The following is a 26,059-nucleotide window of genomic DNA, read 5'->3' as shown; positions in this document are numbered from 1 at the left end:
CCCGACGTCACCCTGGGCCGGGGCGACGCAACGAGGCGCCCGAACCGCCGCGAACCGAAGGCCACGCCCATGAACGGCTCCCGCATCCCGGGTCTGGTGCTGCCCACCTTCTTCCTGCTGGCCCTGCTCGTGGGCCTGTGGTGGTACTGGAGGCACCGCGGGGACTCGTGAGGCGACCCTGCCCCTACCGGCCCTGCTCCTCCGATCCTGCGCCTACCGGCCCTGCTCCTCCGATCCTGCGCCTACCGGCCCTGCTCCACCGACCCTGCCCCTACCGGCCCTGCTCCACCGACCCTGCCCCTACCGGCCCTGCTCCACCGACCCTGCGCCCTACTGGTCCTGACCCCCGGGGACCCGGACATCCACTACGCACACGTCGTCCCGCCGCTCGTCCGGCAGCATCCGCGCGAGCAGCGGCCCCAGCGATCCGGGCCCGTCGCCGTGCGGAGCCGCCACCGCCTCGGCGAGCCGCTCCAGACCCCGGTCGATGCTGTCCGGGGGGTGCTCGACCAGGCCGTCGGTGTAGAGGATGAGCCGGTCGCCCGGGTCGAGACGGCACTCCGCCTCCTGGTAGACCGACGTGGCGGTCGCCCCGAGCAGCATGCCGGCGGGGCGCCGCAGATACCGCGCCTCGCCGTCGCGCAGCAGCAGCGGCGGGGGATGACCCGCCTGGGCCCAGACCAGGCGCCCGCGGCGGGGGTTGTAGCGGGCCAGCACCATCGTGGCGCTGGCGTGGGAGTCGCGCGAGTGCAGCAGCAGCGTGTTCAGCCGGGCGAGCGCGCCGGTCAGCGACGAGCCCGTGATGACCATGCCCTTCGCGGTGAACCGGAGCTGGGCCATCGTGGCCACGGCGTCGACCCCGTGCCCGGCGACGTCGCCGACCACCAGCAGCGCGTCCCCGTCGGGCAGTTCGATGGCACTGAACCAGTCACCGCCGACGTGCACCCCCGACTGGGCCGGCAGATAGGCGACCTCGACGCGCAGCCCGGCCAGGTGCACGGGCCGGTTGGCCAACGGCAGCAGCGCGTGCTGGAGCCGGGAGGCCAGGGTCCGCTCGGCCTGGAGCACGTCGTGCTGCGTCAGGATCGCCCGCTCGCTCTCGACCAGCGCCAGCTCCGCCCGCCGCCGGGCGGTCATGTCCTGTACGAAGCCGTGCACCTCGACGGGCGTGCCGTGCCGGTCGGCCACCGCCTCGGCCGCCAACCGCAGATGCCGGATGCCGCCGCTGGTCCGGATCCGGAACGGCACGTCGAACGGACGCCCCTGGTGGAGGAGTTCGTCGACGGCGCGGGTCAGCGCGGGTGTGTCCTCCGGCAACGCGAGCTCCGGCACCTGGGAGAGGCCCACCGGACCGTGCGCGGGATCCCGGCCGACGAGGGAGAACACCTGGGTCGACCAGGAGGCCTCCTGTGTGACCAGGTTCCAGTTCGCCCAGCCGAGATTGCCCAGCCGCTGCAGGTCCGCCAGCCGCTGCTCCTGCCGGTCGGAGGAACCGTGCCGGATCCACGAGACGACGAGGGCGTCGCCCAGCGGCGCGGCCCGGGCCGTGTACAGCGACAGCTCGGCGACGCCCGCCACGACCTCTTCGTGCGCGAACGGCTCGCCCTCGTACGCCTGCCCGGTGGCCAGCACCCGGAGGCAGCCCCGCCACAGCGGCTCGGCGGCCAGGGCCGGCCGCAGTTCCAGTAGCCGCCGCCCTGCCGGTTCCTCACCGGTCCGGCCCAGCAGATCGCCCACCTGGTCGGTCGCGGCCTGCACCCGGAAGTCCTCGACCTCACCCGTCGCGGCCCGCAGCGGCGTGAGCAGCATCGCCGCGACCGGCAGCGCCTCGAACAGCGCCTGCACCGCGTCCGTTTCGGCGTCGGCGCTCCGTTCGGGCGGGGCGTCGAAGGCGCGCAACCGGCCGGCGCACAGCCTGGTGACGCCCCGCAGATGGGCGCGGTCACGCGCGGTGAACGCCCCGGCACGGCCGCGCAGTACGCCGATGCAGACCTCGGGCACGGCCGGGCCCGCGGTGAGTACCGGAAGCCAGGCACGCGACCGCCACCGGTCGGAAGGGTCGCCGATGAGCAGGTACCGCCGCTCGTCCGCGGCGAAGTCCTCCAGCCAGCGCGGCTCGCCCGCTCGCAGCGCGTCCAGCGCGGCCATGCCGCTCAGCGGCGGCACCTGGCCCCACTGGGCCGCGAGGGTGTCGTCGACACCCGCGTGACCGATCAGTCCGAGGCCGCCGTCGGGCCTGCGCGCGTAGATCAGGACCGCGTCCGCCGACATGTCGGGGCCGAGATGCTCCAGCAGACACCGGGCGAGGTCGTGCGGTGTCATCACCCGAACGAGGGCCTTGCCGAGGCGGGCCAGAGCGGCGGTGACGTCGTCCGGCACGGCCGACTGCTCCAGCGCGGTCGCCTCGGAACCGGGACCCCCGATGTCGACCGCCTCGCGCGCGCCGCTCCGGCCGGCCGGCGCCGGAGCGAGACCGCCCAGCGTGATCCAGCACTCCTCCAGCAGGGTGTGACGGGCGGCCTTGGCCCGCTGGAGCAACTGTTCGCCCGCCGCGTCGGCGGTACAGCCGGTCAGCGCCATCACCGCGCCCTTGGCGCGTTCCACGACAGCCGAGGTGGCCGCCTGGTCGCGCAGCCGGTCCAGTTCGGCGCGCTGCCGGGCGACGATCTTGGCCAGTTCGGCCAGGTCCGGTGCGCCACCGGGCTGCGCCGGCGTCACGGGCTCGCTCGTCACGCGTTGAGCATTGCACACCTGGCCCGAGGGGAAGAACGCCTTGTGCGCAGGCATTGATCGCCCGCCTCAGGCACCCCGTCGGCCACATGGACCTCGTGGCGCCGTCCGCGGCCGTGCGGTTCCAGCGTGCGGATACGGCCACAGCCGCGGCAGCCGGCTGAGCCCCCGGCACCACCGGGTAGGTCGGCACCGGTAGCGGGACCGTCGGGAAGACGGCGCCCGCAGTGGCAGCGGCCGGCCGGGGTGGTGTGGGGTTCGCCGCGCCGGACTTCCGTCAGGGCTGGCGGTTCGCCTCCACCAGGGCCTGGGTGACCGCCCGGACGCTGCGCGCGATGTGCTGGAGCTGCATGACCTCGGCCGCGTACAGCTTGATCGTGTGCTCGATGACGCCCTCGTGCAGGCCGAGTCCGGGCAGGTCGGCGCGGGCGGTCTGGAGGGCGGTGCGGGCGACCCGGATCTCGTGCTGGACCTGGATCTGGGCATGCCGCGCGAGGAGGACGGGGTGCCGGATGAACACCGGGTATCCGGCGTAGCGCGTGGGCACCAGCTCGCGCAGCCACTTGGCCGCCGAGCGCTCCCAGTCGTAGCTGCCTGGCATCTTGACCTGGCAGGGCCAGTCCGGGCTGATGCGCGTGGTCGTCAGGGGCATGTTCATCGCTCTCGGGTGTGCGGCGTCGCGAGGGTGGACGACGAGTCGGGGCGGCCCCGGCCTAGGGGATGACCGGGGCCGCCACGAACACCCGGGACGCCGGAGTGGGTAGGACCCGGCTCCACGGGTGCGGAACGGATCCGGGACAACCGGGTCGCGATCCGTGAGCAGTATTTATATATGCCAATCGGTTTGCAAGGAGCATGAAAACATTCATGCGCGCTTTGTTGCGGATGGTCCCCTGTTGGGATCGCGACGTGCCCTTCAGTCCCGGAGGAAGAACTGGTGCTGGTCGGCGACCTGCTCGTACTCCTCCAGCCGGGCCTGCGTCCGCTCCGGATCCGCGTCCGTCATGGCCTGCAGCAGCGCCGAGCACATCACGCCCGGAGCCGCGTAGGAGTCGAAGACCAGTCGCGAACCCGTCCCCAGGGCGAAGACGACGTCCGCCTCGTCCGCGAGCGGCCCGAGCGCCAGGTCGGTGATCAGGACGACCTTGAGCCCGGCGCCCCGCGCGACCCGCACGGCCGTCAGGGTCTCCTGGGCGTGCCGGGGCATGGAGAACGCCAGCACCCACGTACCGCCGGCCTCACGCGATTGCAGCAGCGCGTCGTAGGCGACGCTGCCGCCCCGCGTCACCAGCCGGACGTCCGGATGGATCCGGCGGGCGGCGTAGGCGAAGTACTCCGCCAGGGAAACGGAGATGCGCAGGCCGAGGACCGTCAGGGGGGCCGACGAGGAGAGCTTGCGGCCGACGTCGATGACCACGTTCGGGTCGGCGAGGTCGCGCCGCAGGTTCTCCAGGTTCTCGATCTCGGCGTCGACGGCCGCCTGCAGTTCGTTGCCCCGGTTGTCGTCTGCCGCACCGACGGCGAGGGTGCCCAGCGCGATCGACTGGAGCTTCTCCCGCAGCGCCGGGTATCCGCTGAAGCCGACCGCCGAGGCGAACCGTGTCACCGAGGGCTGGCTGACACCGACCCGGTCCGCGAGATCCGTGATCGACAGGAACGCCGCCTCGGTGATGTGCTCGATCAGGTACTGCGCGATACGGCGCTGCCCGGGGGACAGCCGGGGCCGGTCGAACAGTGCCCGGAGCTGGGCGGACGGGGAGACCTCCGCTTCGGGGGCGGCCTTCCCCGAGGTGATCGCGGATGCCTGTGCGCGTGCCTGCTGCGGCGATGGCACCGGTGCGCCTCCTTCGTCTCCCACGGACGTTCAACATAGCTCACGCACCGTGGTGACCAGGGCTTCTTCCGGGCGCATGAGCTGCCCCGCACGGGGTTACCCGTACGCCGGGCGGGAACCCGCCGCCGCACACGATCACGAGAGGAGTCAGCGAATGACCGTCCCCGAGGAGAACCGGCCCAAGACGAAGACCACCGACGAGCTGCTGGAACACCGCGACGAGGACCGCTCCCGGGCGCAGGGCGGGACCGGCCGCACGATGCGCGAGGCCCTGGAGGAGGCCGAGGTCCGCCCTGATGACTACGACGACCGGTAGGGCATCCCCGGCATCCCGACCCGACCGACGACGTTCCCGGCAGGAGAGACGGCATGGGTGCGCTGAGTGCGCTGGAACAGGCCCTGGAGAACCGATGGGACGCGCTGTGGGCGCGGCTCCTGGACAAGGAACCGGTCGAGATCCTCGACGCGCTGCGACGCGAGTGCGACGACAACGCCGTCGTGTGCGGTGAGGGCCGCGTCATGGTCCCCAACGCCTACGACGTGGAACTGCCCGACGACGTGCACGACTGCCTGACCCGCACCGGCACGGACGTGGGTCAGGTCCTCACCGACAGCCTGTCCCGGCACGCCGAACGCCGCGGCTACGAGTTCGCCGGGCCGCTGGCGGTCCACGTGGCGAGGTGCACCGACGTGCCCAACGGCCGTTACCGGGTGGCAGGCCGGGTCATGCGGTATGTCAGCGCGGACGGGTTCTTCCACGCGACCCACTGATCCACGCGTCCTCGCGCACTCACCGGCGATACACCGTGATCGAGTGCCCGACATCGTCGACGGGGCGGCTGCCGCGGAGCAACCCGGCCAGCCGCCCCGTGGCCTTCGCGGCGGCCGAATCGGACACGACCAGCAGCCCGCGCACCTCACGCACCGGCACCCGCAGGGGGTCCGAGGCGCGGATGCCGTAGAAGGACGGCACCCCGCTGCCCTTGTACACGAGCCACACCCGCTCACCCGGGTACCGGTCGCGGAGCCGCTCCGCGAGCCGCCCCAGATCCTGCCCCCAGTCCACGTTCGAGTCGTGCAACCACTCCCGGGTCCTGCCCGGCCCCCCGAACGCCTCATTGGAGTACGGCAGATAGTAGGGGTACGCCCGGACCGAACCGACGGCGGTGAACGCCACCAGCACGGCCACTCCCACGGACACCCACCGCCGCCGCACCACCAGCGCGCAGCCCGCCGCGACCGCCAGGAACAGCGGCAGGAACACGGCGTACCGGGTCCCCAGGTCCCGCGCCGCCTGCATGGCCGCCACCAGCAGCACCAGCGGAGCCGCCAGCACATACGGTGCGGCGGGCCGCAGCCGTCGGACCGCGACGACCGCCCCGGCGCCCCCGGCCCACAGCGCGAGCACCCCCAGCGGGGTCTTCACCAGCAGCGCGGCCGGCAGGTAGTACCAGAGCGAGCCGTCGTAGCGTCGCCCGAACAGAAAGCCCTGCCAGGGCCGGTTCTCCAGACCGAACTGCACGCGCATCCCGTCGCGGTAGGCCTCCGGGAACGGCATCGCCCCGACCAGCAGTCCCCGCAGTCCGCGCACCACCGGCACATGCTGCTCCGGAGTCCAGCGCAACCGCGGATCGACCACCAGATACGTGGCCCACACGAGCGCGATCGCGGCCAGGGCCACCAGGCCCGCGGCGGCGACCGCCCGCGGAAGTCGCCGGCCTCCCGCGGACGCGTGCCACACCGACACCCCGGCCAGCACCATCAGCACCGGCACAGCGGGCAACGCACTCATCTTCGTGGCCGACGCGGCACCCGACGCCACTCCCGCGAGCGGCACATACAGCCGTGGCCTCCGGCGCGCCCGCCACAGCAGCCACGCCGACGTCAGGACGAACCCGGCGGCCGGCACGTCCAGCGTGGCGAGCGAGCCGTGGGCGATGACGTCGGGGGAGAAGCAGTACAGCGCGAGCGCGGCCGACCCCCCGGCGAGCCCGGCCAGGTCCCGGGCGAAGGCGAACACCACCAGCCCGAACGACAGAGTCAGCGCGATCACCGGAAGTCGGGCCCACAGCATCAGCCGCCAGGGGTCGTTGCCCGACTCGTACAGCAGCTGCCGGCCCGACTCCCCCTGGTCCCCCGCGACATCAGGGCCGGCCTTCGGATCCGCGAGGGCGACGCCCGCACCGATGACCAGCTTGCCCAGCGGGGGATGCTCGGGGTTGTGCCGCAGCCGGTGTTCGCGCACGTACTGCGCGGCGGCGCCCACGTACACCGGTTCGTCGATCGTCGGGGTCTGCCGCACGGCGGTCGTGACCATCGCGAAGGCCATCTGGGCGAGCAGCAGGGCCACCAGGAGCGGCACCGGCCACCGTCCGACGGGCCGGCGCGCGGGGCGGGCAGGGGGTGAGGGCGACACGGGCCGGGGAACGGCGGGAGCGATCCAGAGGTCCCTCATGGACCCACTCTGCATCAGCCCCCGCCGTGGAAAGCGCTACCGCCTCACGAGTCGTACCGACAGACCGTCAGCGGTGTGGACGGGCACGGCCCGCAGCGTCTGCGAGTCCAGCTCCACACGGTCGAACCGGCCGCGCACCCGTGAAGCGGACAGCACCGGGACGGTGGTCCCCGCGACCGGCGGCCGCTCGGCGTCCAGCCGCAGCGACAGCACACTGTCCCGGCCCAGCAGGACCCGTCGGCCCACCCTGAGCGCCGGGCCGTGGTTCCGGCGCAGCGGCAACTCCAGCGTGGACTCGCACTCCTGGACGTACGAGCCGCGCACCCGCAGCACCTTGTCCGCGCGCAGCGTGCCGCCCGTGACCCGGACGTCGCCCTCTCCCAGGGCGTTCGGCGAGGCGGCGACCAGTGTGCCGGCCTCGACGGCGGTCCCGCCGCGGTAGCGGTTGTGGCCCGCGAGCGTGAGCGTGCCCGTGCCGCGCTTGGTCAGCCCGCCGTCTCCCTCGATGTCGTTGCGCCAGCTGTCGGCCGCGTGGAAGCCCCCGGCCGCCGCGTCCAGCGTCACGATGACGTCCCGGTCGAAGGCGCCGTAACCGTCCGCCGCGGCGAACAGGTTGAGCCGGCCCCACTGCTCGAGGCCGTCCAGCAGGACGTACCCGGAGGGCAGCGCGGTCGTCCGCAGCACCTCGCGCCGCTGGGCCGCGGTCAGGTACGGCAGCCGTGTCTCCAGCAGCACCTCCGCGCCCTTGGGCACGGAGGTGAGCGGGTCCTTGCGGCCGCGGCGCGGCAGGACGTACGTCAGCCGGGACCTCACCGCACGGGCGTTGGCCTCGCGGTCGGCGTAGACGTCCCCGGCGCCCGGGTGGGCATAGTCGTACAGCGTGTCCGCCGTCGTACCGGTCCGCTGCGTGAAGTAGGCGAGGGCCTGGGCGCGGGCCGCGGCCTTGAGCTCCGCGTTCGCCGGGTCCGCAAGCGCCGCGGCGGTCAGGGCGGTGGCCATGATCCGGCCGCCGATGACGTCGACGGTGGAGTGCATGCCCGCCATGATCCGGGTGTGGCTGAGCTCGAACGCCCGCGTCACGAGCTCCTGGAACCGCTCGGGCACCGCGTACGCCAGGGCCAGAGCGGCCAGGTGGAAGGCGTTGGTGTGGCCGCTGGGGAAACCGCCGTCCTCCTCCGCGTTCTCGGAGCGCTGGCGCAGCAACTGCGGGGCGACGACCACGTCCGAGTCGTACACCGGGTAGCCGAGGGCGTCCTTCCTGCCGGTGTCGACGACCTCGCTGTCCTCGTTCATCCGCCACGGGCGCGGGTACTGGAAGGTGTACTTGGCCGGGTTGCTCGAGGCGAACGGCCCGCGCACGGTGTCCACCAGCCTGGCCACCCGGCCGAGGTCCGAGTCGTACGAGCCGGCCCCGAGGGCGGACCCGGCCGGGGCGTCGGCGGGCAGGCTGTCGCTGATCTTCCCGGGGGGAGTGCCGTCCGGGGCGGTGGTGATCGACGTGACCGCCTTGGCGCCCGCCTTGTACAGCCCGGCGAGCGGGCCGAGACCGCCGATCATGGCGTAGCTCTGGTGCTGACGGTCGTAGAGGAAGGCATCCTTCGCCTGCGCCTCGGTGCGGGCCTGGGTGACGCGGGCGCAGTAGCGCATGTTCGCGCGCAGCACCTCGCGGTCCAGGACCCGGCCGTTGTCCCAGGCGTCGCCGGTCTTCCACACCTTCGCCATGCCGCCCAGGATCCGGACGACGGCGTTGGTCTCGGGGGTCTGGTTCGTGACGACGTTCGACGTGTAGTCGTCGACGAACGCGGCCAAGCCCGTGGCGGCCTTGGCGTCCGCCGCGCCGAGCCACGACACGACGGTGGGTGCGGCGATCAGGCCCGCCGAGGCGCCGAGGGAGGTCCTGAGGAAGCCCCGCCTGTCGACGGTGGTGGGGGAGCGGTGCCCGGCTGATGACGGCATGGGTGTGCCTCTCTGGAATTCTGCGAGGAAGGTGTCATGGCGTGGAGCGACGGAGCTTCGGCCGTTGCGGCCGGGGAATCTGCATGTGCTGCTTCTGATGGTTTCTGTGGCACCTGGTACGTACGAGCGAAGATCTACGGCCGTGTGGTGACCCTTCGGCGAGGGTTCGGCCACCAGACCGTGTCCGGATGGTGAACGGCGGCGGCCGGGCTCACAGAAGCGAACGGGCCAGGGCCAGCGCGCCCTCGACCGGCGGCACGCGCAACGGCTGCGGCCGGGCCCCGGGCAGGGACTCGGCGAGCGCGGCGGTGAACGCCTCGTACAGGGCGGGCTGGGCGAGCACGGTGCCGCCCGCCACCACCACGTCGTCCACCGGGACGCCGCGTGCGGCCAGCCGTACGACCAGCCCGGCGAGCGCCCGTCCGCCCTCGGCGATCACGGCCCGGGCGAGCGGTGAGCCCGCCGCTGCGGCGGCGAACACGGCGGGGGAGCGGCGGCCCCACTCCGCGGAGACGTCGACGGCGGCCTCCAGGGCGGCTCCGAGCGCGGGCACCTCGGCCACCCCGAACGCGGCGACCAGCCCGCTCGCCAGGGCGTCGGGCTCCTCCCCGCGGTCGTGCGCGGCCCAGACGGCCCGTGCGGCCTCACGGACCAGGCCGGCCGCGCCGCCCTCGTCGCCGAGTACCGCGCCCCAGCCGCCGACCTGGACCGGAGCACCGTCGGACAGTCGCCCCACGGCGACCGAACCGGTGCCGGCGACCAGGCCGACGCCCTTGTCCAGCCCCGCGGCGGGCACGAGCAGCTCGGCGTCGCCCACGACCAGGGCGGGGACCCCCAGCCGCTCCTGAAGCGCGGCCCGGATCCCCGCGCACTGGCGTGGTGTCTCACAGGCGTGGCCGCCCACGGCGAGCGCGGACGGCCGTACGTCGGGAGGCAGGGCGTCGGCGACCAGAGCGGCCAGCCAGTCGGCGGCGGCCCCGGAGTCGTGCGGCCGCCATCCGGTACTGCTGCGGACGCGGTCGACGAGGTCCTCGCCGTCCGCGAAGGCGCGCAGATGCGTCTTGGTGCCGCCCACGTCGATACCGACCGCGTAAGGCGTGGAGTCCTGCACGGGTCCTCTTTCGTCGTTGCGCGGACACGGCGAACGGCAGGCGAACCGCACGTCGGACCACGGCAGTTGAAGAGGTCGGGAAGCCCCGGGACGGGCTTCTGTCGAGCACGGCAGGCGAGTACCGTGAAGTTCGTTAGGAAGTTAACTAACGAAGTAGGGTGCGCGTCAAGAGGCACGGAATTCCCGGTGCCGCGCGACCTTCGCGGCCGCCTGCTCGGCCGCAGCACGACCTGGGGAGACCATGCACCTGAGTGAGAGTGCCCGTGTGGTGTTCGACGTACTGGCGGGGACGGGAACGGCCACCCGCCCCCAGCTGGCGGCCGGTGCGGGCCTTTCCAAGCCGACCGTCTCCACCGCCGTGGCCGAGCTCGAGGCCGCGGACCTCGCCGCTCACTCCGGGCGGGCCTCCGGCGGCACCGGCCGCAGCGCCGCCGTCTACCGGCTCGGCCCGGCCGCCGGGGCCGTGCTCGCGGTCGATCTGGGGCCCGCCAAGACGCGGGTGCGCGGGTGCGCGCTGGACGGCACGCTGCTCGCCGAGGACACCGGATCCCGATCCGAGGCGGCGGGCACCGTCGCCGGGGTGCTCGACGCGCTGCCCGCCGGGGCCCCGCTGCGGGCCGTCGTCGTCGCCGTCGGCGACGTCACCACCCGGGACGACGAGGGTGCCGGGGAGCGCCCGGCGACCGCCAAGGCCGGCCCGGTCTTCGACGCCATGGCCGTCGCGCTGCCCGAGGGTGTGCCCGTCCACCTGGAGAACAACGTCAACTGCGCCGCCCTCGCCGAACTGCACGAAGGCGCCGCCGTCGGCCGTGACACCTTCGGCTACCTGCGCATCGGCGTCGGCATCGGTCTCGCCGTCGTCATCGGCGGCCGGGTGCTGCGGGGCGCGAACGGCGCCGCCGGTGAGGTGGCCCGCCTGCCCTACCCCTGGGACGAGAGCCGCGCTCCGCGCCACGAGGGCCTGGAGCAGCGCATGGGCTCGCGCACGCTGCTGCGCCGGGCGGCCGATGCCTGGCAGGAGGCCGACGGGCCCCGCCCGCGCACCGCCGAGCGGCTCCTCGCCCTGGCCGGGCAGGGGCACGCCACGGCCCGGTCGGTGATCGACGCGCACGCCGCCGACGTGGGCCGGCTGGCCGCCGCCGTCGCCGCCGTGCTGGACCCCGGCCTGATCGTCCTCGGTGGCGGCACCGGCGCGGACCCGCAGCTCCTGCCGGGAGTGCGGGCCGAGCTGGCCCGGCTGAGCTGGCCCACAGAGGTGGTCAGCAGTGTGGTGGGCGACACCGGCACCGTGGCGGGCGCCAGCAGGCTCGCCGTCGCCCATGGAATTCAAACCGTGACCGGAGCTGTGCGGGCGAAGCATTGACGGGTGCGCCATCGGTCTGCCAATGTCCGGACAAGCGCTTTCTGAGTTGGCCGGGACGCCGACTCCGGGTGAGCCTCCCGCTCGTACGCGAAGTACGGCAGCCGCACGAGGGCGTGCTTGTGCGACGTCGGCCGTCATGGCCGGGGACCCCACCCGTCAGGACGACGCGGCCGGGCGAGGCCGTGCCCCCGGAAAGCGAAATCTCCCGTGAAACGCACCTGTGCCGCCTCGGCTGGCGCCGTGCTTCTTCCGCTACGACGAAAAGGGATTGAAGATGACCAGTCTGGGTGTGCGGCGCTCGCGCCGACTCGGCCGCGGCGGCATACGCCGCGTTGTTCCCCTCGCTGCCGTGGCAACGGCAGGTGCCCTCCTGCTCTCCGCCTGTGGTGGCTCGGACTCCGGCTCGGGTGGGACCTCCAAGTCGCTGACGTTCTGGATCTCCACGGTTCCGGGGCAGGACGCGGGCTGGAAGAAGATGGTGGCGCAGTACAAGAAGGAAACCGGCGTCACGGTCAAGCTCGTCAACATCCCCTATGACGGCTACGACGCGAAGCTGCGCAACGCCGCGCAGGCGAACTCCCTGCCCGACGTGGCGGCCGTGCCGAAGCTGGACCCGATCTGGGCGAACAAGCTGATCGACCTCGGCTCCATCGCCAACAACAAGAACAACAAGATCAACAAGAACTTCATCGCCAAGGACTCGTCCGGGAAGGTGCTGTCCATCCCCTCGGACGTCACCGCGTCCGGCCTGTTCATCAACAAGTCGCTCTTCGAGAAGGCCGGCGTCTCCTTCCCGTCCTCGCCCCAGAAGACCTGGACCTGGACCGAATTCGTCAAGGCGGCGGACAAGGTCCGGGAGAAGACCGGCGCCAAGTACTCCCTCACGTTCGACCAGTCGCCCTCCCGGCTCCGCGCCATGGTGTACGAGCTCGGAGGGAAGTACGTCCACGCGGACTCCTCCGGCACGTTCTCGGTGGACGCCGCGACCAAGAAGGCCGTGAAGCGCTTCGTCGAGATGAACGACGACAAGACCATGCCGAAGTCGGTGTGGACCAGCGGTGCCGACCCGTCGGCCATGTTCCAGAGCGGTGACGTGGTCGCCTACTGGTCCGGCGTGTGGCAGGTTCCCGCCTTCGCGGAGAGCATCAAGAAGTTCGAGTGGGCGAGCGTCCCGACTCCCGCCGAGCCGGTCCAGGCCAGCGACGTCAACAGCGGCGGCATGACGGTGGGCTTCAACAACAACGGTGACGCGGCCGCCGCCGCGACGAAGTTCCTGTCCTGGCTGTACGAGCCGGCCCACTACAAGGCGCTGTGCGAGGCGTCAGGGTTCCTGCCCGTCGAGAGCGGCCTGAACCCGAAGTACCCCTTCGAGTCCGAGGCGGCGCAGGCGGCGTTCAAGCTGTACAACGAGTCGATCCCGCTGTACGCCCCGATCTCCGGCTACTTCAACACCGCGCAGACGAACTGGGTGCTGAAGGGCAAGAGTCTCACCGAGGACCCGACCAAGACGGAGCTCGGCAAGGCGATCAACGGCCAGCAGTCGGTCGACAAGGCGCTGGACAACATCGTGGCCGGCTACAACCAGCAGGTCGGCGGCTGAGCGCAGGCCCACAGGCCCGGGCGGCGGGTCGAGACACCGCCGCCCGGCCTCGGGACCCACGCGATGCCGGGCTCATGGCCTGAGCCCACAGGAACCCATTCCACCAGCACGGAGTCAGGAAGATGACAAAACGCGCCCCGGACGTGTCCGCGAGCCCGCCCAGGAGACGCAGTAAGTACACCGTCGCGCCGCTCGTCCTCATCACGGCCAACGTCGTGCTCTTCGCGCTGTTCTTCGTCTGGCCGGCGGTGATCGGGTTCGTCTACTCCTTCACGAACTACACGGGCGTAGGGGCGTTCCAGTTCATCGGACTGGACAACTACCAGCACTTGTTCGGGGACTCCACCTTCTTCGACGCGCTGACCCGGACGCTGCTGTACACCGTGCTCTTCGTCCCGCTGAACTTCGTGTTCTCGCTGCTCATCGCCAACGTGCTGGTGAGCAAGCACGCCAAGGGCGTGTCGGTCGCCCGCGTCTTCTTCTTCATCCCGTGGCTTCTGTCGCCCATCGTCGTGGGTGTCCTGTGGCGGTGGCTGTTCGGTGAGAACTTCGGACTGGTCAACTACCTCATCGAGCAGCTCGGCGGAAGTGCCGTTCCGTGGCAGTCGAACGCGGACCTGTCGCTGCTGGTGGTGGTGGTGGCGGCATCCTGGGCCTGGACGGGCTTCTCGATGCTGCTGTTCATCGCGGCGATCAAGAACGTACCGGTGTCGTACTACGAGGCGGCATCGCTCGACGGCGCCGGTCCGTGGCGCCAGTTCGTCAGCATCACACTGCCGAGCATCGCGCCCACTTCCTTCATCGTCATCCTGCTCAACACGATCCACGCGATGAAGGAATACCCGCTGTTCGCCGCCCTCAACAACGGCGGACCCGGAACGTCGAACAACCTGCTTGTTCAGTACATCTACCAGACCGGCTTCAAATCGGGCCAGATCGGCTACGCGAGCGCCGCGTCGTTCGTGCTCATGCTCATCCTGATGGCCGTCGCGATCATCCAGCTGGTCGTCAACCGGCGGGTGGAGAACCGATGACAACCACAGACATGCCACGCCCCGTCGACGCCAAGGCCGGACGGGCTGTCGGCAAGAAGCGGCCCCGCGGCACGGCCGGCGGCGGGCTTCGGCGCGCGGTGCCCGCGACGACACTGCTGTGGGTCCTGGCGGCCCTCTACGGGCTGCCGGTGCTGTGGTTCGTCCTCAGCTCCTTCAAGCCGGCGGGAGACCTGTTCTCCCTTCCGCTGACGCTGCTTCCGCACGACCCCACCCTGTCGGGCTATGAGGCGGCGTGGGACAGCGCCAACTTCTCCGGGTACTTCATCAACACGGCCATCGTGTGTGTGATCGCGACGATCCTCACGGTGGGAGTCAGCTGCTGCACCGGGTACGCGCTGGCCAAGTACGACAACAAGTGGCTCAAGGTCTTCTTCGTGGGCATTCTGGCCACCACGATGCTGCCCTCCGAGGTCATGCTCGCCCCGCAGTTCCTGGTGGTCCGCGACCTCGGCCTGTACAACTCGCTCGCCGGTATCATCCTCCCGGCCGTGCTCACCGCGACCGGGTGCTTCATGTTCCGCCAGTTCTTCCTGACGGTCCCCGACGAGCTCATCGAGGCCGCTCGCATCGACGGTGCCCGCGAACTGTCGATCTTCCTGCGGATCATGGTGCCGATCTCCCGGCCCATCATGCTGACGCTCGCCATCCTGTCGTTCCAGTGGCGGTGGAACGACTACATCTGGCCGCTGCTGATGCTCAACGACCCCGACAAGTTCACCGTGCAGATCGGCATCCAGAGCCTCGTCGGGGCGCAGAACATCAACTGGTCGGTGGTGCTCGGCGGATCGGTCATCTCCATGATCCCGCTGATCGTCGTCTTCCTGGTGTTCCAGCGTTACGTCATGAACGCCGACATCAACGCCGGACTGAAGGACTGACCGTGCCCGCGGCATGGCCGTCCCAGGCATGAAGGGCTGATCCACCCGTGCACCTCCCTCACCAGCGCGGCCCGTTGCACGACCTCCCGGACACCCCGGAGGCGTACGACGCCGTCCTCGCCGACGTCACCGAGCAGGCCCTGGCCCGTATGACGCCGGAGGGCAACCTCGAGCACCCCGACTGCGTCGACGACATCGGCGATACGTCCCTCGGCATCACCTCCCTGCTGGCCCTGGCCTGGCAGCGCGGCAAGGACCCCCGGCTGCCCGCCGCGGTGCGCCGCAGCCTCACCTTCCACCTGGACGAACGGGTCTACACCGAGGACAACCCCGGCTACCCCAATCTGCGGGTGCGCAACTCCGGCCTGCCGTACGCCCGTTACACCCTGGCATCCGGCGCCCACCCCATCGGTGACTGGCCGAGCACGGTGTGGGCGCTGCTCCAGGCGGTCAACGTCCTGGACACCGCCGACGGCCTCGTCGACGAGGCGCAGCGCACCCGGCTCGTCGAGGTGGCGCACGGCTACTGGCGCTGGCTGACGGAGGCCACGTTCTTCAACCCGCAGGAGGCCGGCAACCAGGCGATCGGCTGTGTCGTCGCCGGCCTGATGCTGGCCCGGCACCTGCCCTCCCCGCAGGTCGGCGACTCGGTGCGGCGCGAGGCCCTGCGACTGTACGAGGACGAGATCCGCGCCCACCGGGTCGCCGACCGGGGCGCGCTGCTGCCGCCCGAGCACGGCGGTGCCTACGACAACAACTACGGTCCGATCTCCCTGTCCTTCCTCGCCCAGGCCCACCGGGTCAGCGGTGAGGAGAGGTTCGCCGAGGACGGCGAGGCGCTCGCCCGCTACCTCGACGCCCGCCTCACATGCGGCGGCTTCGACAACGGCGGCCCCCGCTACAGCGAGCAGCACTCCGCGTTCGAATCGGTGCTGGGCCTGCGCTATTTCGGCGCCCGCATCGGCTCCGACCTGGGCCGTTACCGGGGCGACAGCCGCTGGGCCCGGCACGCCCGCAAGGATGACGGCGGCGTCGACGGCCACTTCGCGTGGATGCTGGTCTGGCAGATCCAGGACACCACGCGCTGGCACCGCACCCCGTCGACGACGCCGGTCCGCCACCAACTGCGCGCGGGCACGGTCTCGGTGGCCTTCGACACCCGCATGACCCCCTCGCTGGTCGAGGCCGCGGGCGTCTACTATCTGCCCGCCGCCGTCCAGCGCCAGCACGGCTTCGGGCCGGTGACCGACGGTTTCCTGCTGTGCCGCCCGATGGGCGAGGTCCGCGTGCGGGACGTGGTGGCACAGGGCGGCCTGAGGGCGAAGCTGGTCACGAAACCGGTGGTCGGCCGCGACCATGTCCTGCGCCACGTCCAGTCCCTGTACGTCACCGACGGCACAACCCTGTGGATGACGGTCGCGGTCGAACGCCTCCCCGGCACGCCGTACCTGCTGGCCGGTCTGCCCTACGCCGCCGACGACGGGGACCGGGTCCGCAGGACCGCCGAGCCCCGGGTGACATCGGCGGGGGATCTGCGCCTGACCCACCCCACCCCGGACGATCCGCACCACTTCGACGCCCGCACGCCCGTCACCCAGGAACAGGCCGCCTTCGCCCTGGCCGCCGACCCCCGCGGTTACGGCAACCCCGACGAGGGCTGGAGCCACCTGGTCGCCTCGACGGCCCTGGAGGCGCAGCCGGCCCCCGGCACCCCCGAGGACCTGCACGTCTTCGCGGTCCGCTACGGCCCGGGCGCCGACGCCTTCACGCCGGTCTTCGCGCGCGTCGGGACTGCCCTCCGGGTCCGCACCGAGGCGTTCACAGCGGTGATCGGCGAGGCCGCGGGCGACGCGAGCGGGGAACCGGAACTGACCCTGTCCGCCTGAGAACGGCTCACCCCTCGCCGGCCGGGTCCACGACCTGCGGCGCCTGAGCGGCGAGTTCCCCGAGGGGCTCGCCGCTGAGCCGGCACACCTTCCACTCGTCCAGCAGTTCCACCCCGAGCGACGTGTAGAAGTCGATGGTCGGCGTGTTCCAGGCCAGGACCCACCACTCGAAGCGGTCGTAGCCGGTGCGCCGGCAGGTCGCGGCGAGGGCCGCGAGGAGGGCCTTGCCGTGCCCCGCGCCGCGCGCCTGCGGCCGTACGTAGAGGTCTTCCAGGTGCATGCCGCGCGTGCCCGTCCAGGTCGAGAAGCGCGGGAACCACAGGGCGAAGCCCACGGTCCCACCCGTGTCGTCGTCCTCGGCGATCAGCGCGTGGGCGGCCGGATACGCACCGAACAGGGCCTCACGCAGCTGCTCCTCCGCCGCCCGGGCCTGCTCGGGGGCCCTCTCGTAGGCGGCGAGTTCACGGATCATCGCCCGTATCTCGGGGACGTCGTCCGGGGTGGCGTGTCTGATCATGGGCAGATCATGCCTCGCCCCGCCCCGGCCATGCCTGCACGCGAGGCAGCGCCGGCTCCGGGACGACCAGGTCCGCCCGCCCCCGGGTCGCGGCCACCAGCTCGGCATTGCGCGCGTCCGAGCGGGACACCCAGGCCACCGCCTCCTCGTGCGTCTTGCCGAACCGCTCGTGCCGGGCGACCAACCGGCGGGTGCGTTCGTGCTCGGGCGGCTCGCAGAACCACACCTCGTCGAGGAGGGGACGGACACGGCTCCAGGCGCCGGTGTCCAGGAGCAGGTAGTTGCCCTCGGTGATGACCAGACGGGCCGCCGCCGGCACCGGGATCGCGCCCGCGACCGGCTGCTCCAGGACGCGTTCGAAGCCCGGGGCGTAGACGACGTCGTCGCCGGGCTCGTCGCGCAGCCGCCGCAGCAGGGCCGCGTAGCCGGCCGCGTCGAACGTGTCGGGGGCGCCCTTGCGGTCCCGGCGGCCGAGGCGCTCCAGTTCGGCGTCGGCGAGGTGGAAGCCGTCCATGGGGACGTGCGCGACCCAGGGGGCGCCGGTGCCGTGCAGCTCCCGCACCAGGTGCTCGGCGAGCGTCGACTTGCCGGAGCCGGGGCTGCCCGCGATACCGAGGATCGCGCGCCGGCCGCCCCGCGGGAGGGCCCGGGCGCGGTGAACGAGGTCGTCGAAGGTGAGCGGCACGGGGAGAGTCTGCCACCCGCGCCCGGACCGGAGCACCGGGCGTCCCGGGCACCTTCGCGTCGCGGCACCCCCGTGTCCCGGGCATCCACGCGCTCCCGGCGCCTCGCGTCCCGGGCGTCCTCGTGCTCCCGCGTCCTGGGTGCTCTCGTAGCCCGGCGCCCTTGTGTGCCGGGCGGCCTTTGTATCCCGGGCGTCCTCGTGCTCCCGCGTCCTGGGTGCTCTCGTAGCCCGGCGCCCTTGTGTGCCGGGCGGCCTTTGTATCCCGGGCGTCCTCGTGCTCCCGCGTCCTGGGTGCTCTCGTAGCCCGGCGCCCTTGTGTGCCGGGCGGCCTTTGTATCCCGGGCGTCCTCGTGCTCCCGCGTCCTGGGTGCTCTCGTAGCCCGGCGCCCTTGTGTGCCGGGCGGCCTTTGTATCCCGGGCATTCTCCTGCCCTCGCGCCCCGGGCGCTCTCGCAGCCCGGCACCCTCGCGCCCCCGGCGTGTGGCGTGCGCCACTCACTGGAACGTCGCCGGGTGGGGAACGCAACCTGTATGACGCAACTCGGTCTTCCCGAAGACATCCACGCCTGTCTCTTCGACCTCGACGGCGTCGTCACCAAGACGGCCGTCGTGCACGCCGCCGCCTGGAAGGAGATGTTCGACGCCTTCCTGCGCGAGCGTGACGGCGCGGACTTCCGGCCGTTCGAGGCGGCGGACTACGACGAGTACGTCGACGGGCGACCACGCGCCGACGGTGTGCGTGCCTTCCTCGCCTCCCGCGGCATCGACCTGCCCGGCGGCGACCCGGACGACCCACCGGGCGCCGAGACCGTGCACGGCCTGGGCAACCGCAAGAACGACCTGGTCCTCGAGAAGATCCGCACCGACGGCGTCGAGGCCTACGACGGCACCCTGCGCTATCTGGAGGCCGTCCGCGCGCGCGGCCTCAGTACCGCGATCGTCTCCTCCAGCGCCAACTGCCGCGACGTGCTCCGCTCGATCGGCGCCGAGCACTTCTTCGACGTACGCATCGACGGCGTGGTCGCCGCCGAGCGCAAGCTGCCCGGCAAGCCGCACCCGGACACCTTCCTCGCCGCCGCCGAGGACCTCGGTGTCGAGCCCTCCGCCGCGGCCGTCTTCGAGGACGCCCTGGCCGGTATGGACGCGGGCCGTGCGGGCCGTTTCGGGTATGTCGTCGGAGTCGACCGGGTCGGGCAGACCGACGCGCTGTACCGGCACGGCGCCGACATCGTGGTGAAGGACCTCGCCGAACTGGAGGACACGCGGTGATCACCCGGCGGGCGTACGGCGTCGAGCCCTGGACCGTCCGCGAGCCGGAACTCACCCTGGACGTCCTGGCGCAGAGCGAGTCCGTGTTCGCCCTGTCCAACGGCCACATCGGCTGGCGCGGCAACCTCGACGAGGGTGAACCGCACGGCCTGCCCGGCTCCTACCTCAACGGCGTCCACGAACTGCACCCACTGCCGTACGCCGAGGCCGGCTACGGCTACCCGGAGTCCGGCCAGACGTCCATCAACGTCACCAACGGCAAGGTGCTGCGCCTCCTGGTCGACGACGAGCCGTTCGACCTGCGCTACGGGCGGCTCGTCACCCACGAGCGGACCCTCGACCTGCGGCGGGGCGTCCTGGAGCGGATCTGTGAATGGACCTCCCCGGCCGGCTCCACCGTTCGGGTGCGCTCCACGCGCCTGGTGTCCCTCACCCAGCGCGCGATAGCCGCCGTGGCGTACGAGGTGGAGCCCGTCGACAGCCGTACCCGCGTGGTCGTCCAGTCGGAACTCGTCGCCAACGAGAGCCTGCCCGAACCGGACGGCGACCCGCGCGCCGCCAAGGCGCTGAAGTCGCCGCTGGAATCGGAGGAGGACCTCGCCGCGGGCAGCCGGCTGCGCCTGATCCACCGCACGCGCCGCAGCGGCCTCAGGGTCGCCGTGGCCGCCGACCACACCGTCACCGGACCCGAACGGACCACCACGAGCAGTGAGTCCAACGTGGACGTGGCCCGGCTGACCATCACCTCCGTTCTGGAACCGGGGGAGCGGCTGCGCGTGGAGAAGCTGGTCGCGCACGGCTGGTCCGGTGCCCGCTCCCGGCCCGCGATGAGCGACCAGGTCGAGGCGGCCCTGGCGGCGGCCGGCCACAGCGGCTGGCAGGGGCTGCTGGAGGAACAGCGGGCCTACCTCGACGACTTCTGGTCGCGCGCCGACGTCGAGATCGACGGTGACGAGGAGATCCAGCAGGCCGTCCGCTTCGCCCTCTTCCACGTGCTCCAGGCCGGAGCCCGCGCCGAACAGCGCGCCATTCCCGCCAAGGGACTGACCGGCTCCGGCTACGACGGCCACGCCTTCTGGGACACCGAGGCGTTCGTACTGCCGCTGCTGACCCACACCGCGCCGAAGTCCGCCGCCGAGGCGCTGCGCTGGCGCCTGGACACCCTGCCCGCCGCCCGGGAACGCGCCGCCCAACTCGGCCTGCGCGGCGCGGCGTTCCCCTGGCGCACCATCGACGGCTCGGAGGGCTCCGCGTACTGGCCGGCCGGCACGGCGGCCTTCCACGTCGGCGCGGACATCGCAGACGCCGTCGTGCGGTACGTGGCCGTCACCGGCGACGAGACCTTCGAACGCGAGGTCGGTGTGGAGCTGCTGGTGGAGACCGCCCGCCTGTGGCGCTCCCTCGGTCACCACGACGACCGGGGCGCCTTCCACATCGACGGCGTCACCGGCCCGGACGAGTACAGCGCCATCGCCGACGACAACACGTACACCAACCTCATGGCCCGGGCGAACCTGCTCGCCGCCGCCGACGCCTGCAAGCGCCACCCGGACGAGGCAGCGCGGCTCGGCGCCGACGAGGAGGAGCGGGCCGCCTGGCGGGACGCCGCCGAGGCCATGCACGTCCCGTACAACGAGGAACTGCGGGTGCACGAACAGCACGCCGGCTTCACCCGCTACCAGCGCTGGGACTTCGACCGCACCGGCCCGGACCACTACCCCCTGATGCTCCACTTCCCCTACTTCGACCTGTACCGCAAGCAGGTCGTCAAACAGGCGGACCTGGTTTTGGCGATGTACACCTGCGGCAGCTTCTTCGAGGAGTACTTCGACGAGGAGCAGATCGCCCGCAACTTCGCCTACTACGAGCCGCTGACCGTCCGGGACTCCTCCCTGTCCGCCTGCGTCCAGGCCGTCATGGCCGCCCGGGCCGGCCATCTCGGCCTGGCGGTCGACTACACGGCCGAGGCCGCGCTGATGGACCTCGGCGACCTGGCGCACAACACCCGCGACGGACTGCACATCGCCTCGCTCGCCGGTGCCTGGATGGCCCTGGTCGCCGGGTTCGGCGGCCTGCGGTGCAGCGACGGGGGGCTGCGGTTCGCCCCCCGCCTGCCCGAGCGCTACAGCCGGCTCGCCTTCCGGGTGGGCTTCCTCGGCCGGTGTCTGCGCGTGGAGCTGACCGCGGATCAGGCCACGTACACCCTGATCTCCGGCCAGCCCCTGACCCTCCACCACCACGGGAGCGAACTGACGGTGAGCGAGGAGGCACCCGTCTCCCGGCCCCTTCCCGAGCTGCCCCACCGCCCGGCCCCGAGCCAGCCACCGCACCGCGCCCCGCACACCCGCTGAGCCCGCCCCCCGGGTCAGTCACTTGGCCCAATCCCGCCCTGCGCACCCCTGCCCCGCGGGTTAGCTTGATCGTGTTTTCCGATCACCGGGATTAGGGGCGCACCATGTCTGACGGCGCGAGCGCCATCCTCGTCAGAAGGAGAAAACGCGAACGTCCGGCCGGGCCGCGCACCACTCGCCTGGCGCGCGGCGACCGGCCGCTCGCCGCCCTGGCCGCCGTCTTCACCCTGGCGCAGCTCGCCCTCGTCCGGCCCGTCCTGGGTCTCGGCTGGGACGAGATCGTCTACGTCAGCCAGGTCACCACCCACCACCCGGCGGCCTTCTTCAGCGCCCCCCGCTCCCGCGGGGTCTCGTTGCTCGTGGCGCCGGTCGCGTCCTGGTCGTCGTCCGTCCCGCTGCTGCGCGTCTACCTCGCCCTGCTCTCCGGACTCGCCCTCTACCTGGCCCTGCGGGCGTGGCGGGGCCTGTTCCCGACCCGCGTCCTGGTCGTCGGCGGGGCCCTGTTCGCCTCCCTGTGGCTGACCCTCTTCTACGGCCCGCAGGCCATGCCCAACTACTGGGTCGCGATCGGCGCCCTGATCTGCGTCGGCTGCTTCCTGCGCGCCGGGGCGGAGCGGCGCGCCCCGGCGCTCCTGTGGGGTCTGGCGGCGGGCGCCGCGCTCATGGCGTGGATGCGGCCCACCGACGCCGTCCACGTGGCCGTGCCGCTGCTCGTCCTCGCCTTGGCGCGCCGCCACTGGCGGCTCCTTCTCGTGCTCGCGGCGGGACTCGCGGCGGGCGGCGTGCCCTGGGTGATCGAGGCGTACACCGCGTACGGCGGCCTGGGCGAGCGGCTGGCGGAGGCCTCCCGCATCCAGGGCGGACTGGGCTGGCAGATCGCCGTCGACGACCAACTGCGCAGCCTGGGCGGGCGGGCCCTGTGCCGGCCGTGCACCGGGCCGATGCCCCACCCCCTGGTCACCCTCTGGTGGTTCGCCCTGCCCGTGCTGACCGGCCTCGGGCTGGTCGTCGCGGCGCGGGCCAGGCGCCTGGAACGGACCGTGGTCCCGCTGGCCTGCGCCCTCACGGCCGCCCTGCCGTACCTCTTCATGATCGGCTATGCGGCTCCGCGCTTCCTCCAGCCGACCTACGCGCTGCTCGCGCTCCCCGTCGCGGACGCCCTGTGGCACCTGGTCAAAGCCCCCGGCGGCGCATGGCGTCCGGTGGCCGTCACGCTCGTCGCGCTCGGCCTGGCCGGGCACCTCGCGGCGCAGCTCGCCGTGCTGAACGGCGCCGTGGTCCGCAACACCGAGAGCCGCCGCGACTGGGACCGCACCGCCGACGCCCTGCACCGTCTCGGCGTCCGCCCGCCCTGCCTGCTCACCGGCCACGAGGCCCTCCCGATCGGCTACTACACCGGCTGCTCCTCGGGGGCGACGTCCGGCAACAACGAGAACATCACCGTGGCCGGCATCCTGCGCACCGCGGACCGCCTCCCGGTCGCCCACCTCGCACCCGCGGGCGCCACCCCGCCCCGCTACGCCCGCTCCTGGCCCGTGCACCGGATCTCGGACCTGGACGTCCGCCTCGCACCGGGCGGCTGACGTCCCGGACGCGTTTCCCGCCCGCCCGGCTCAGGTAGGAGTCGGTTGTCGGTCTCGAGCGAGGGGGCAACGGCATGGCGGCGAGCGAGCACGAGGGCGGACTGCGGGCGGAGTTCTTCACTCCGGGCTCCTCGTCCTTCACGGAGTTCCTGGCGGCCCACCGCCCCGAGCTGCTGAGCACCCGGCGCGTCCTTCCGGACGGCGTCCGCGCCGAGGGCGCCCCGCACGGCACGACCGTGCTGGCCCTCACCTACCGGGACGGCGTGCTGATCGCGGGCGACCGGCGGGCGACGATGGGCAACCTGATCGCCCAGCGCGACCTGGAGAAGGTGCACCCCGCCGACGACCACTGCGCGGTCGCCTTCGCCGGCACGGTCGGACTCGCTGTGGACATGGTGAAGCTGTACCAGGTGGAGCTGGCGCACTTCGAGAAGATCGAGGGCATCCCCATGACCCTCGCCGCGAAGGCGACCCGGCTGGCCACCATGATCCGCGACAACCTGGGCCAGGCCATGCAGGGTCTCGCGGTCGTCCCGCTGCTCGCCGGCTACGACCCCGCCGCTCCCCGGGGCGCACACGGCCGCATCTTCTCCTACGACGTCACCGGGGGCCGCTACGAGAAGTTCGGCTTCCATGCCGAAGGCTCCGGATCGCCGTACGCCCGGGGCGCGTTGAAGAAGCTCTACCGCCCGGGCATGTCCCGCCGTGAGGCGGCCCTGGCCGCCCTGCAGGCGCTGTACGACGCGGCGGACGACGATTCCGCGACCGGCGGTCCGGACCTCACCCGCCGCATCTACCCGATCCTCTCGGTCATCACCGAGGACGGCTTCGAGCGGCTGACCGGGGCGGAGACGGAGGAGCTGAGTCGCGAGATGGTCGAGCAGCGTCACACCCGGCCGGACGGGCCGAACGCCGAGGTCTGACACCCGCCGGCAGTCACGCGCCGGGCGGAGTTTCCGGTTCCATGGACAAGACCGGTCACGGGCTTTACTGCACATGACTTGCAGCTGCCGGAGCATGGCACGAGGCTGTTTCACCACGGCCGTCCGTATGACAGAAAGACCTTCCCCCCGATGACGGCCGCCCCTGAGTCCACTCCGCCCCTCCCCGCCCCGGCCCCCGCCCAGCGCACGGCCTGGCACCGCGTCCGCAGCTCCATGACGCGGCGGGAGTGGACCAGGGTCGGGGGGATGGCGGCCTTCGTCCTGGCCCTGCACGTGGTCGGCTGGTTCACCCTGGTCGTGATCGTCGCCCCCCAGCACCGCGCCATCGGGACGCAGACCTTCGGCGTCGGCATCGGCGTCACGGCCTACACCCTCGGCATGCGGCACGCCTTCGACGCCGACCCCATCGCCGCCATCGACAACACCACCCGCAAGCTGATGGGGGAGGGGCAGCGGCCGCTGTCGGTCGGCTTCTGGTTCTCGCTCGGCCACTCCAGCGTCGTCTTCGCCCTGGCCTTCCTGCTCACCCTCGGCGTGAAGACCCTGGCCGGGTCGGTGCACGACGACGGCTCCGCGCTGCACGACGTCACCGGCCTGATCGGCACGGCGGTCTCGGGGACGTTCCTCTACCTCATCGCGGGCGTCAACCTCGTCATCCTGGCCGGCATCTGGAAGGTGTTCCGCGCCATGCGCTCGGGCCGCTACGACGAGGCAGCCCTGGAACAGCGGCTGAACAACCGCGGGCTCATGAACCGCCTGCTGGGCCGCGTCACCAGGTCGGTGTCCAAGCCCTGGCACATGTACTCGCGGGGCAGTTCGGCCTGCACGGCCCCTTCTGGGACCGGATCTCCGGCCTCGACCTCAACGTCCTCGGCTACGTGGTCGTCGCCCTGTTCCTCGTCACGTGGGTGGTGGCCCTGGTGGTGTGGAGGGTCGGGCGCATCGAGGAGAAGTGGTCGGGGGACCCGGTCGGGCCGCAAGGCTCCTGGCCGGCGCTCACGCCCCCGGTCGCGGCTCCCTGCGCCACGTGACGGTCTGCTTCTCCGCGTCGCCCGTGTGCGACCAGGGCGTGCGGGGCGCGGGCCCCCAGCCGCCGGACGGAGGAAGGTGGGATCGGGCCCGGGGACGACGGTTTCGACTCCGCCGGTCCGCCGGGTCGGGCCGCCCTCCCGGCCGGGGGAATCCGTCGAGGTTAGAGCCCGCGTTACGGGAAACGCGGAACGGACAGCAGAGACGAACGAGTCGACGCAGCGACAAGGAGGCAGGAGCGATGGGCACGGAACCGATGCGCCCCGAACCGATGGCGGACGACGTGTACCAGCCCACCGGGACCAACGAGGAGCAGGAGGACGCCGCGCCGCTGGACCTGCAGGACGCCGTCGACGAACGGAGCTACGACGACACCCTCGACGAGGGCTACTCCCCGCCGGAGAAGCCCCTCGGCGTCACCAAGCGCGGCACCACCGCCGCCGAGCAGCACGAGGGCGAGACCCTGGACGAGCGACTCGCCCAGGAGGTCCCCGACGTGTCAGCCGAGCCCGTGGGGGACGGCGTGGGCGACAGCCCCGACAGTGACGGCGAACCGGTGGACCCCGAGGCGGGCACCGCACGCGCCGGACGCCTGGTCGCCCCGGACGAGGGGGCGCACGCCGACACCACGAAGGAGAGCGTCGCGGCCGACGTCGGCATCGACGGTGGCGCCGCGGGTGCGGAGGAGGCCGCCGTGCACGTGGTCGAAGAGGACCTCGCCCTGCCCGAGGACGACCGCAGAGAGTGAACCGCCCGCCCGTACGGGAGCCGCCGTGCCAGGACACGTCCTGGCACGGCGGCTCCCGTACGCCGC

At 72.2% G+C, this 26,059-nt stretch carries 20 protein-coding genes and 1 pseudogene; 13 read left to right on the top strand and 8 right to left on the bottom strand.

Features of this window, described 5'->3' with window-relative positions:
* Positions 1 to 330 precede the first annotated feature (330 nt).
* The 3 genes from QNO09_RS25990 to QNO09_RS25980 all read right to left on the bottom strand — a co-directional run bounded on the left by QNO09_RS25990 (position 331) and on the right by QNO09_RS25980 (position 4,564).
* Positions 331 to 2,733, bottom strand: a complete 2,403-nt coding sequence (locus QNO09_RS25990; RefSeq protein ID WP_502962345.1) for a SpoIIE family protein phosphatase — start codon at positions 2,731 to 2,733, stop codon at positions 331 to 333.
* A gap of 274 nt (positions 2,734 to 3,007) precedes the next feature.
* Entirely contained in the window at positions 3,008 to 3,382 is a 375-nt protein-coding gene (locus QNO09_RS25985; RefSeq protein WP_283972758.1) for a hypothetical protein, read from the bottom strand.
* 264 nt (positions 3,383 to 3,646) lie between these two features.
* On the bottom strand, positions 3,647 to 4,564 hold the full coding sequence (locus tag QNO09_RS25980) for a MurR/RpiR family transcriptional regulator (RefSeq protein WP_283972663.1): 918 nt from the start codon (positions 4,562 to 4,564) through the stop codon (positions 3,647 to 3,649).
* Between the two features lie 154 nt (positions 4,565 to 4,718).
* Between QNO09_RS25980 and QNO09_RS25975 the strand changes: the two genes are divergently transcribed.
* Together QNO09_RS25975 and QNO09_RS25970 are read left to right on the top strand one after the other, a co-directional pair.
* Complete coding sequence (locus tag QNO09_RS25975; RefSeq protein WP_283972662.1) at positions 4,719 to 4,880, top strand: hypothetical protein; 162 nt, start codon at positions 4,719 to 4,721, stop codon at positions 4,878 to 4,880.
* Positions 4,881 to 4,933: 53 nt separating this feature from the next.
* On the top strand, positions 4,934 to 5,335 hold the full coding sequence (locus tag QNO09_RS25970; RefSeq protein ID WP_283972661.1) for a DUF3662 domain-containing protein: 402 nt from the start codon (positions 4,934 to 4,936) through the stop codon (positions 5,333 to 5,335).
* Positions 5,336 to 5,354: 19 nt separating this feature from the next.
* Here QNO09_RS25970 and QNO09_RS25965 read toward each other — a convergent pair whose 3' ends face one another.
* From QNO09_RS25965 to QNO09_RS25955, 3 genes are all read right to left on the bottom strand, one after another.
* The gene (locus QNO09_RS25965; RefSeq protein ID WP_502962344.1) at positions 5,355 to 7,019 is read right to left on the bottom strand and encodes a phospholipid carrier-dependent glycosyltransferase; all 1,665 of its coding nucleotides are present in this window, start codon (positions 7,017 to 7,019) and stop codon (positions 5,355 to 5,357) included.
* 36 nt (positions 7,020 to 7,055) lie between these two features.
* Complete coding sequence (locus QNO09_RS25960; protein ID WP_283972660.1) at positions 7,056 to 8,975, bottom strand: phosphatase PAP2 family protein; 1,920 nt, start codon at positions 8,973 to 8,975, stop codon at positions 7,056 to 7,058.
* Positions 8,976 to 9,186: 211 nt separating this feature from the next.
* Positions 9,187 to 10,086, bottom strand: a complete 900-nt coding sequence (locus tag QNO09_RS25955) for an N-acetylglucosamine kinase (RefSeq protein WP_283972659.1) — start codon at positions 10,084 to 10,086, stop codon at positions 9,187 to 9,189.
* Positions 10,087 to 10,327: 241 nt separating this feature from the next.
* On the opposite strand from QNO09_RS25955, the gene QNO09_RS25950 reads away from it, so the two are divergent.
* From QNO09_RS25950 to QNO09_RS25930, 5 genes are all read left to right on the top strand, one after another.
* Positions 10,328 to 11,449, top strand: a complete 1,122-nt coding sequence (locus tag QNO09_RS25950) for an ROK family protein (protein WP_283972658.1) — start codon at positions 10,328 to 10,330, stop codon at positions 11,447 to 11,449.
* Positions 11,450 to 11,723: 274 nt separating this feature from the next.
* Entirely contained in the window at positions 11,724 to 13,049 is a 1,326-nt protein-coding gene (locus QNO09_RS25945) for an ABC transporter substrate-binding protein (RefSeq protein ID WP_283972657.1), read from the top strand.
* A 122-nt stretch (positions 13,050 to 13,171) separates the two neighbouring features.
* Positions 13,172 to 14,083 carry a carbohydrate ABC transporter permease gene (locus QNO09_RS25940; RefSeq protein WP_283972656.1) on the top strand — a complete coding sequence of 304 codons (912 nt, stop codon included), beginning with the start codon at positions 13,172 to 13,174 and terminating at the stop codon, positions 14,081 to 14,083.
* Positions 14,080 to 14,982 (top strand): carbohydrate ABC transporter permease, encoded by a 903-nt coding sequence (locus QNO09_RS25935; RefSeq protein WP_283972655.1) that lies wholly within the window; start codon positions 14,080 to 14,082, stop codon positions 14,980 to 14,982. Before QNO09_RS25940 ends, QNO09_RS25935 begins: the two co-directional genes overlap by 4 nt.
* A 47-nt stretch (positions 14,983 to 15,029) precedes the next feature.
* Entirely contained in the window at positions 15,030 to 16,868 is a 1,839-nt protein-coding gene (locus QNO09_RS25930) for a hypothetical protein (protein ID WP_283972654.1), read from the top strand.
* 7 nt (positions 16,869 to 16,875) lie between these two features.
* Here the strand turns inward: QNO09_RS25930 and QNO09_RS25925 are convergent, their stop codons facing one another.
* Together QNO09_RS25925 and QNO09_RS25920 are read right to left on the bottom strand one after the other, a co-directional pair.
* Positions 16,876 to 17,385, bottom strand: a complete 510-nt coding sequence (locus QNO09_RS25925) for a GNAT family N-acetyltransferase (protein WP_283972653.1) — start codon at positions 17,383 to 17,385, stop codon at positions 16,876 to 16,878.
* Positions 17,386 to 17,392: 7 nt separating this feature from the next.
* Positions 17,393 to 18,070 carry a nucleoside/nucleotide kinase family protein gene (locus QNO09_RS25920; RefSeq protein ID WP_283972652.1) on the bottom strand — a complete coding sequence of 226 codons (678 nt, stop codon included), beginning with the start codon at positions 18,068 to 18,070 and terminating at the stop codon, positions 17,393 to 17,395.
* A 530-nt stretch (positions 18,071 to 18,600) separates the two neighbouring features.
* Here QNO09_RS25920 and QNO09_RS25915 point away from each other — a divergent pair.
* The 6 genes and pseudogenes from QNO09_RS25915 to QNO09_RS25890 all read left to right on the top strand — a co-directional run bounded on the left by QNO09_RS25915 (position 18,601) and on the right by QNO09_RS25890 (position 25,993).
* Positions 18,601 to 19,338, top strand: a complete 738-nt coding sequence (locus QNO09_RS25915) for a beta-phosphoglucomutase family hydrolase (RefSeq protein ID WP_283972651.1) — start codon at positions 18,601 to 18,603, stop codon at positions 19,336 to 19,338.
* The gene (locus QNO09_RS25910) at positions 19,335 to 21,689 is read left to right on the top strand and encodes a glycoside hydrolase family 65 protein (RefSeq protein WP_283972650.1); all 2,355 of its coding nucleotides are present in this window, start codon (positions 19,335 to 19,337) and stop codon (positions 21,687 to 21,689) included. Before QNO09_RS25915 ends, QNO09_RS25910 begins: the two co-directional genes overlap by 4 nt.
* Positions 21,690 to 21,793: 104 nt before the next feature.
* Complete coding sequence (locus tag QNO09_RS25905) at positions 21,794 to 23,272, top strand: hypothetical protein (protein ID WP_283972649.1); 1,479 nt, start codon at positions 21,794 to 21,796, stop codon at positions 23,270 to 23,272.
* Positions 23,273 to 23,346: 74 nt separating this feature from the next.
* Entirely contained in the window at positions 23,347 to 24,195 is an 849-nt protein-coding gene (prcB, locus tag QNO09_RS25900) for a proteasome subunit beta (protein WP_283972648.1), read from the top strand.
* 150 nt (positions 24,196 to 24,345) lie between these two features.
* Positions 24,346 to 25,247, top strand: a pseudogene (locus QNO09_RS25895) (HoxN/HupN/NixA family nickel/cobalt transporter).
* 254 nt (positions 25,248 to 25,501) lie between these two features.
* Positions 25,502 to 25,993: a DUF5709 domain-containing protein gene (locus QNO09_RS25890; RefSeq protein ID WP_283972756.1), complete on the top strand. Its 492-nt coding sequence runs from the start codon at positions 25,502 to 25,504 to the stop codon at positions 25,991 to 25,993.
* The last annotated feature ends 66 nt before the right edge of the window (positions 25,994 to 26,059 follow it).

This window comes from Streptomyces sp. 378 (assembly GCF_030124145.1).
Taxonomy (GTDB): domain Bacteria; phylum Actinomycetota; class Actinomycetes; order Streptomycetales; family Streptomycetaceae; genus Streptomyces.
Note: the sequence above shows the minus strand (reverse complement) of the source record. Positions and strands in the feature narration are given on the sequence as shown.

Bases quoted from the DNA above. Each gene is read 5' to 3' on its own strand.
- QNO09_RS25965 (WP_502962344.1), bottom strand. From the start codon at position 7,019: ATGAGGGACCTCTGGATCGCTCCCGCCGTTCCCCGGCCCGTGTCGCCC.
- QNO09_RS25975 (WP_283972662.1), top strand. From the start codon at position 4,719: ATGACCGTCCCCGAGGAGAACCGGCCCAAGACGAAGACCACCGACGAG.
- QNO09_RS25970 (WP_283972661.1), top strand. From the start codon at position 4,934: ATGGGTGCGCTGAGTGCGCTGGAACAGGCCCTGGAGAACCGATGGGAC.
- QNO09_RS25935 (WP_283972655.1), top strand. From the start codon at position 14,080: ATGACAACCACAGACATGCCACGCCCCGTCGACGCCAAGGCCGGACGG.
- QNO09_RS25950 (WP_283972658.1), top strand. From the start codon at position 10,328: ATGCACCTGAGTGAGAGTGCCCGTGTGGTGTTCGACGTACTGGCGGGG.
- QNO09_RS25925 (WP_283972653.1), bottom strand. From the start codon at position 17,385: ATGATCAGACACGCCACCCCGGACGACGTCCCCGAGATACGGGCGATG.
- QNO09_RS25940 (WP_283972656.1), top strand. From the start codon at position 13,172: ATGACAAAACGCGCCCCGGACGTGTCCGCGAGCCCGCCCAGGAGACGC.
- QNO09_RS25915 (WP_283972651.1), top strand. From the start codon at position 18,601: ATGACGCAACTCGGTCTTCCCGAAGACATCCACGCCTGTCTCTTCGAC.
- QNO09_RS25960 (WP_283972660.1), bottom strand. From the start codon at position 8,975: ATGCCGTCATCAGCCGGGCACCGCTCCCCCACCACCGTCGACAGGCGG.
- QNO09_RS25890 (WP_283972756.1), top strand. From the start codon at position 25,502: ATGCGCCCCGAACCGATGGCGGACGACGTGTACCAGCCCACCGGGACC.
- QNO09_RS25945 (WP_283972657.1), top strand. From the start codon at position 11,724: ATGACCAGTCTGGGTGTGCGGCGCTCGCGCCGACTCGGCCGCGGCGGC.
- QNO09_RS25905 (WP_283972649.1), top strand. From the start codon at position 21,794: ATGTCTGACGGCGCGAGCGCCATCCTCGTCAGAAGGAGAAAACGCGAA.
- QNO09_RS25985 (WP_283972758.1), bottom strand. From the start codon at position 3,382: ATGCCCCTGACGACCACGCGCATCAGCCCGGACTGGCCCTGCCAGGTC.
- prcB (WP_283972648.1), top strand. From the start codon at position 23,347: ATGGCGGCGAGCGAGCACGAGGGCGGACTGCGGGCGGAGTTCTTCACT.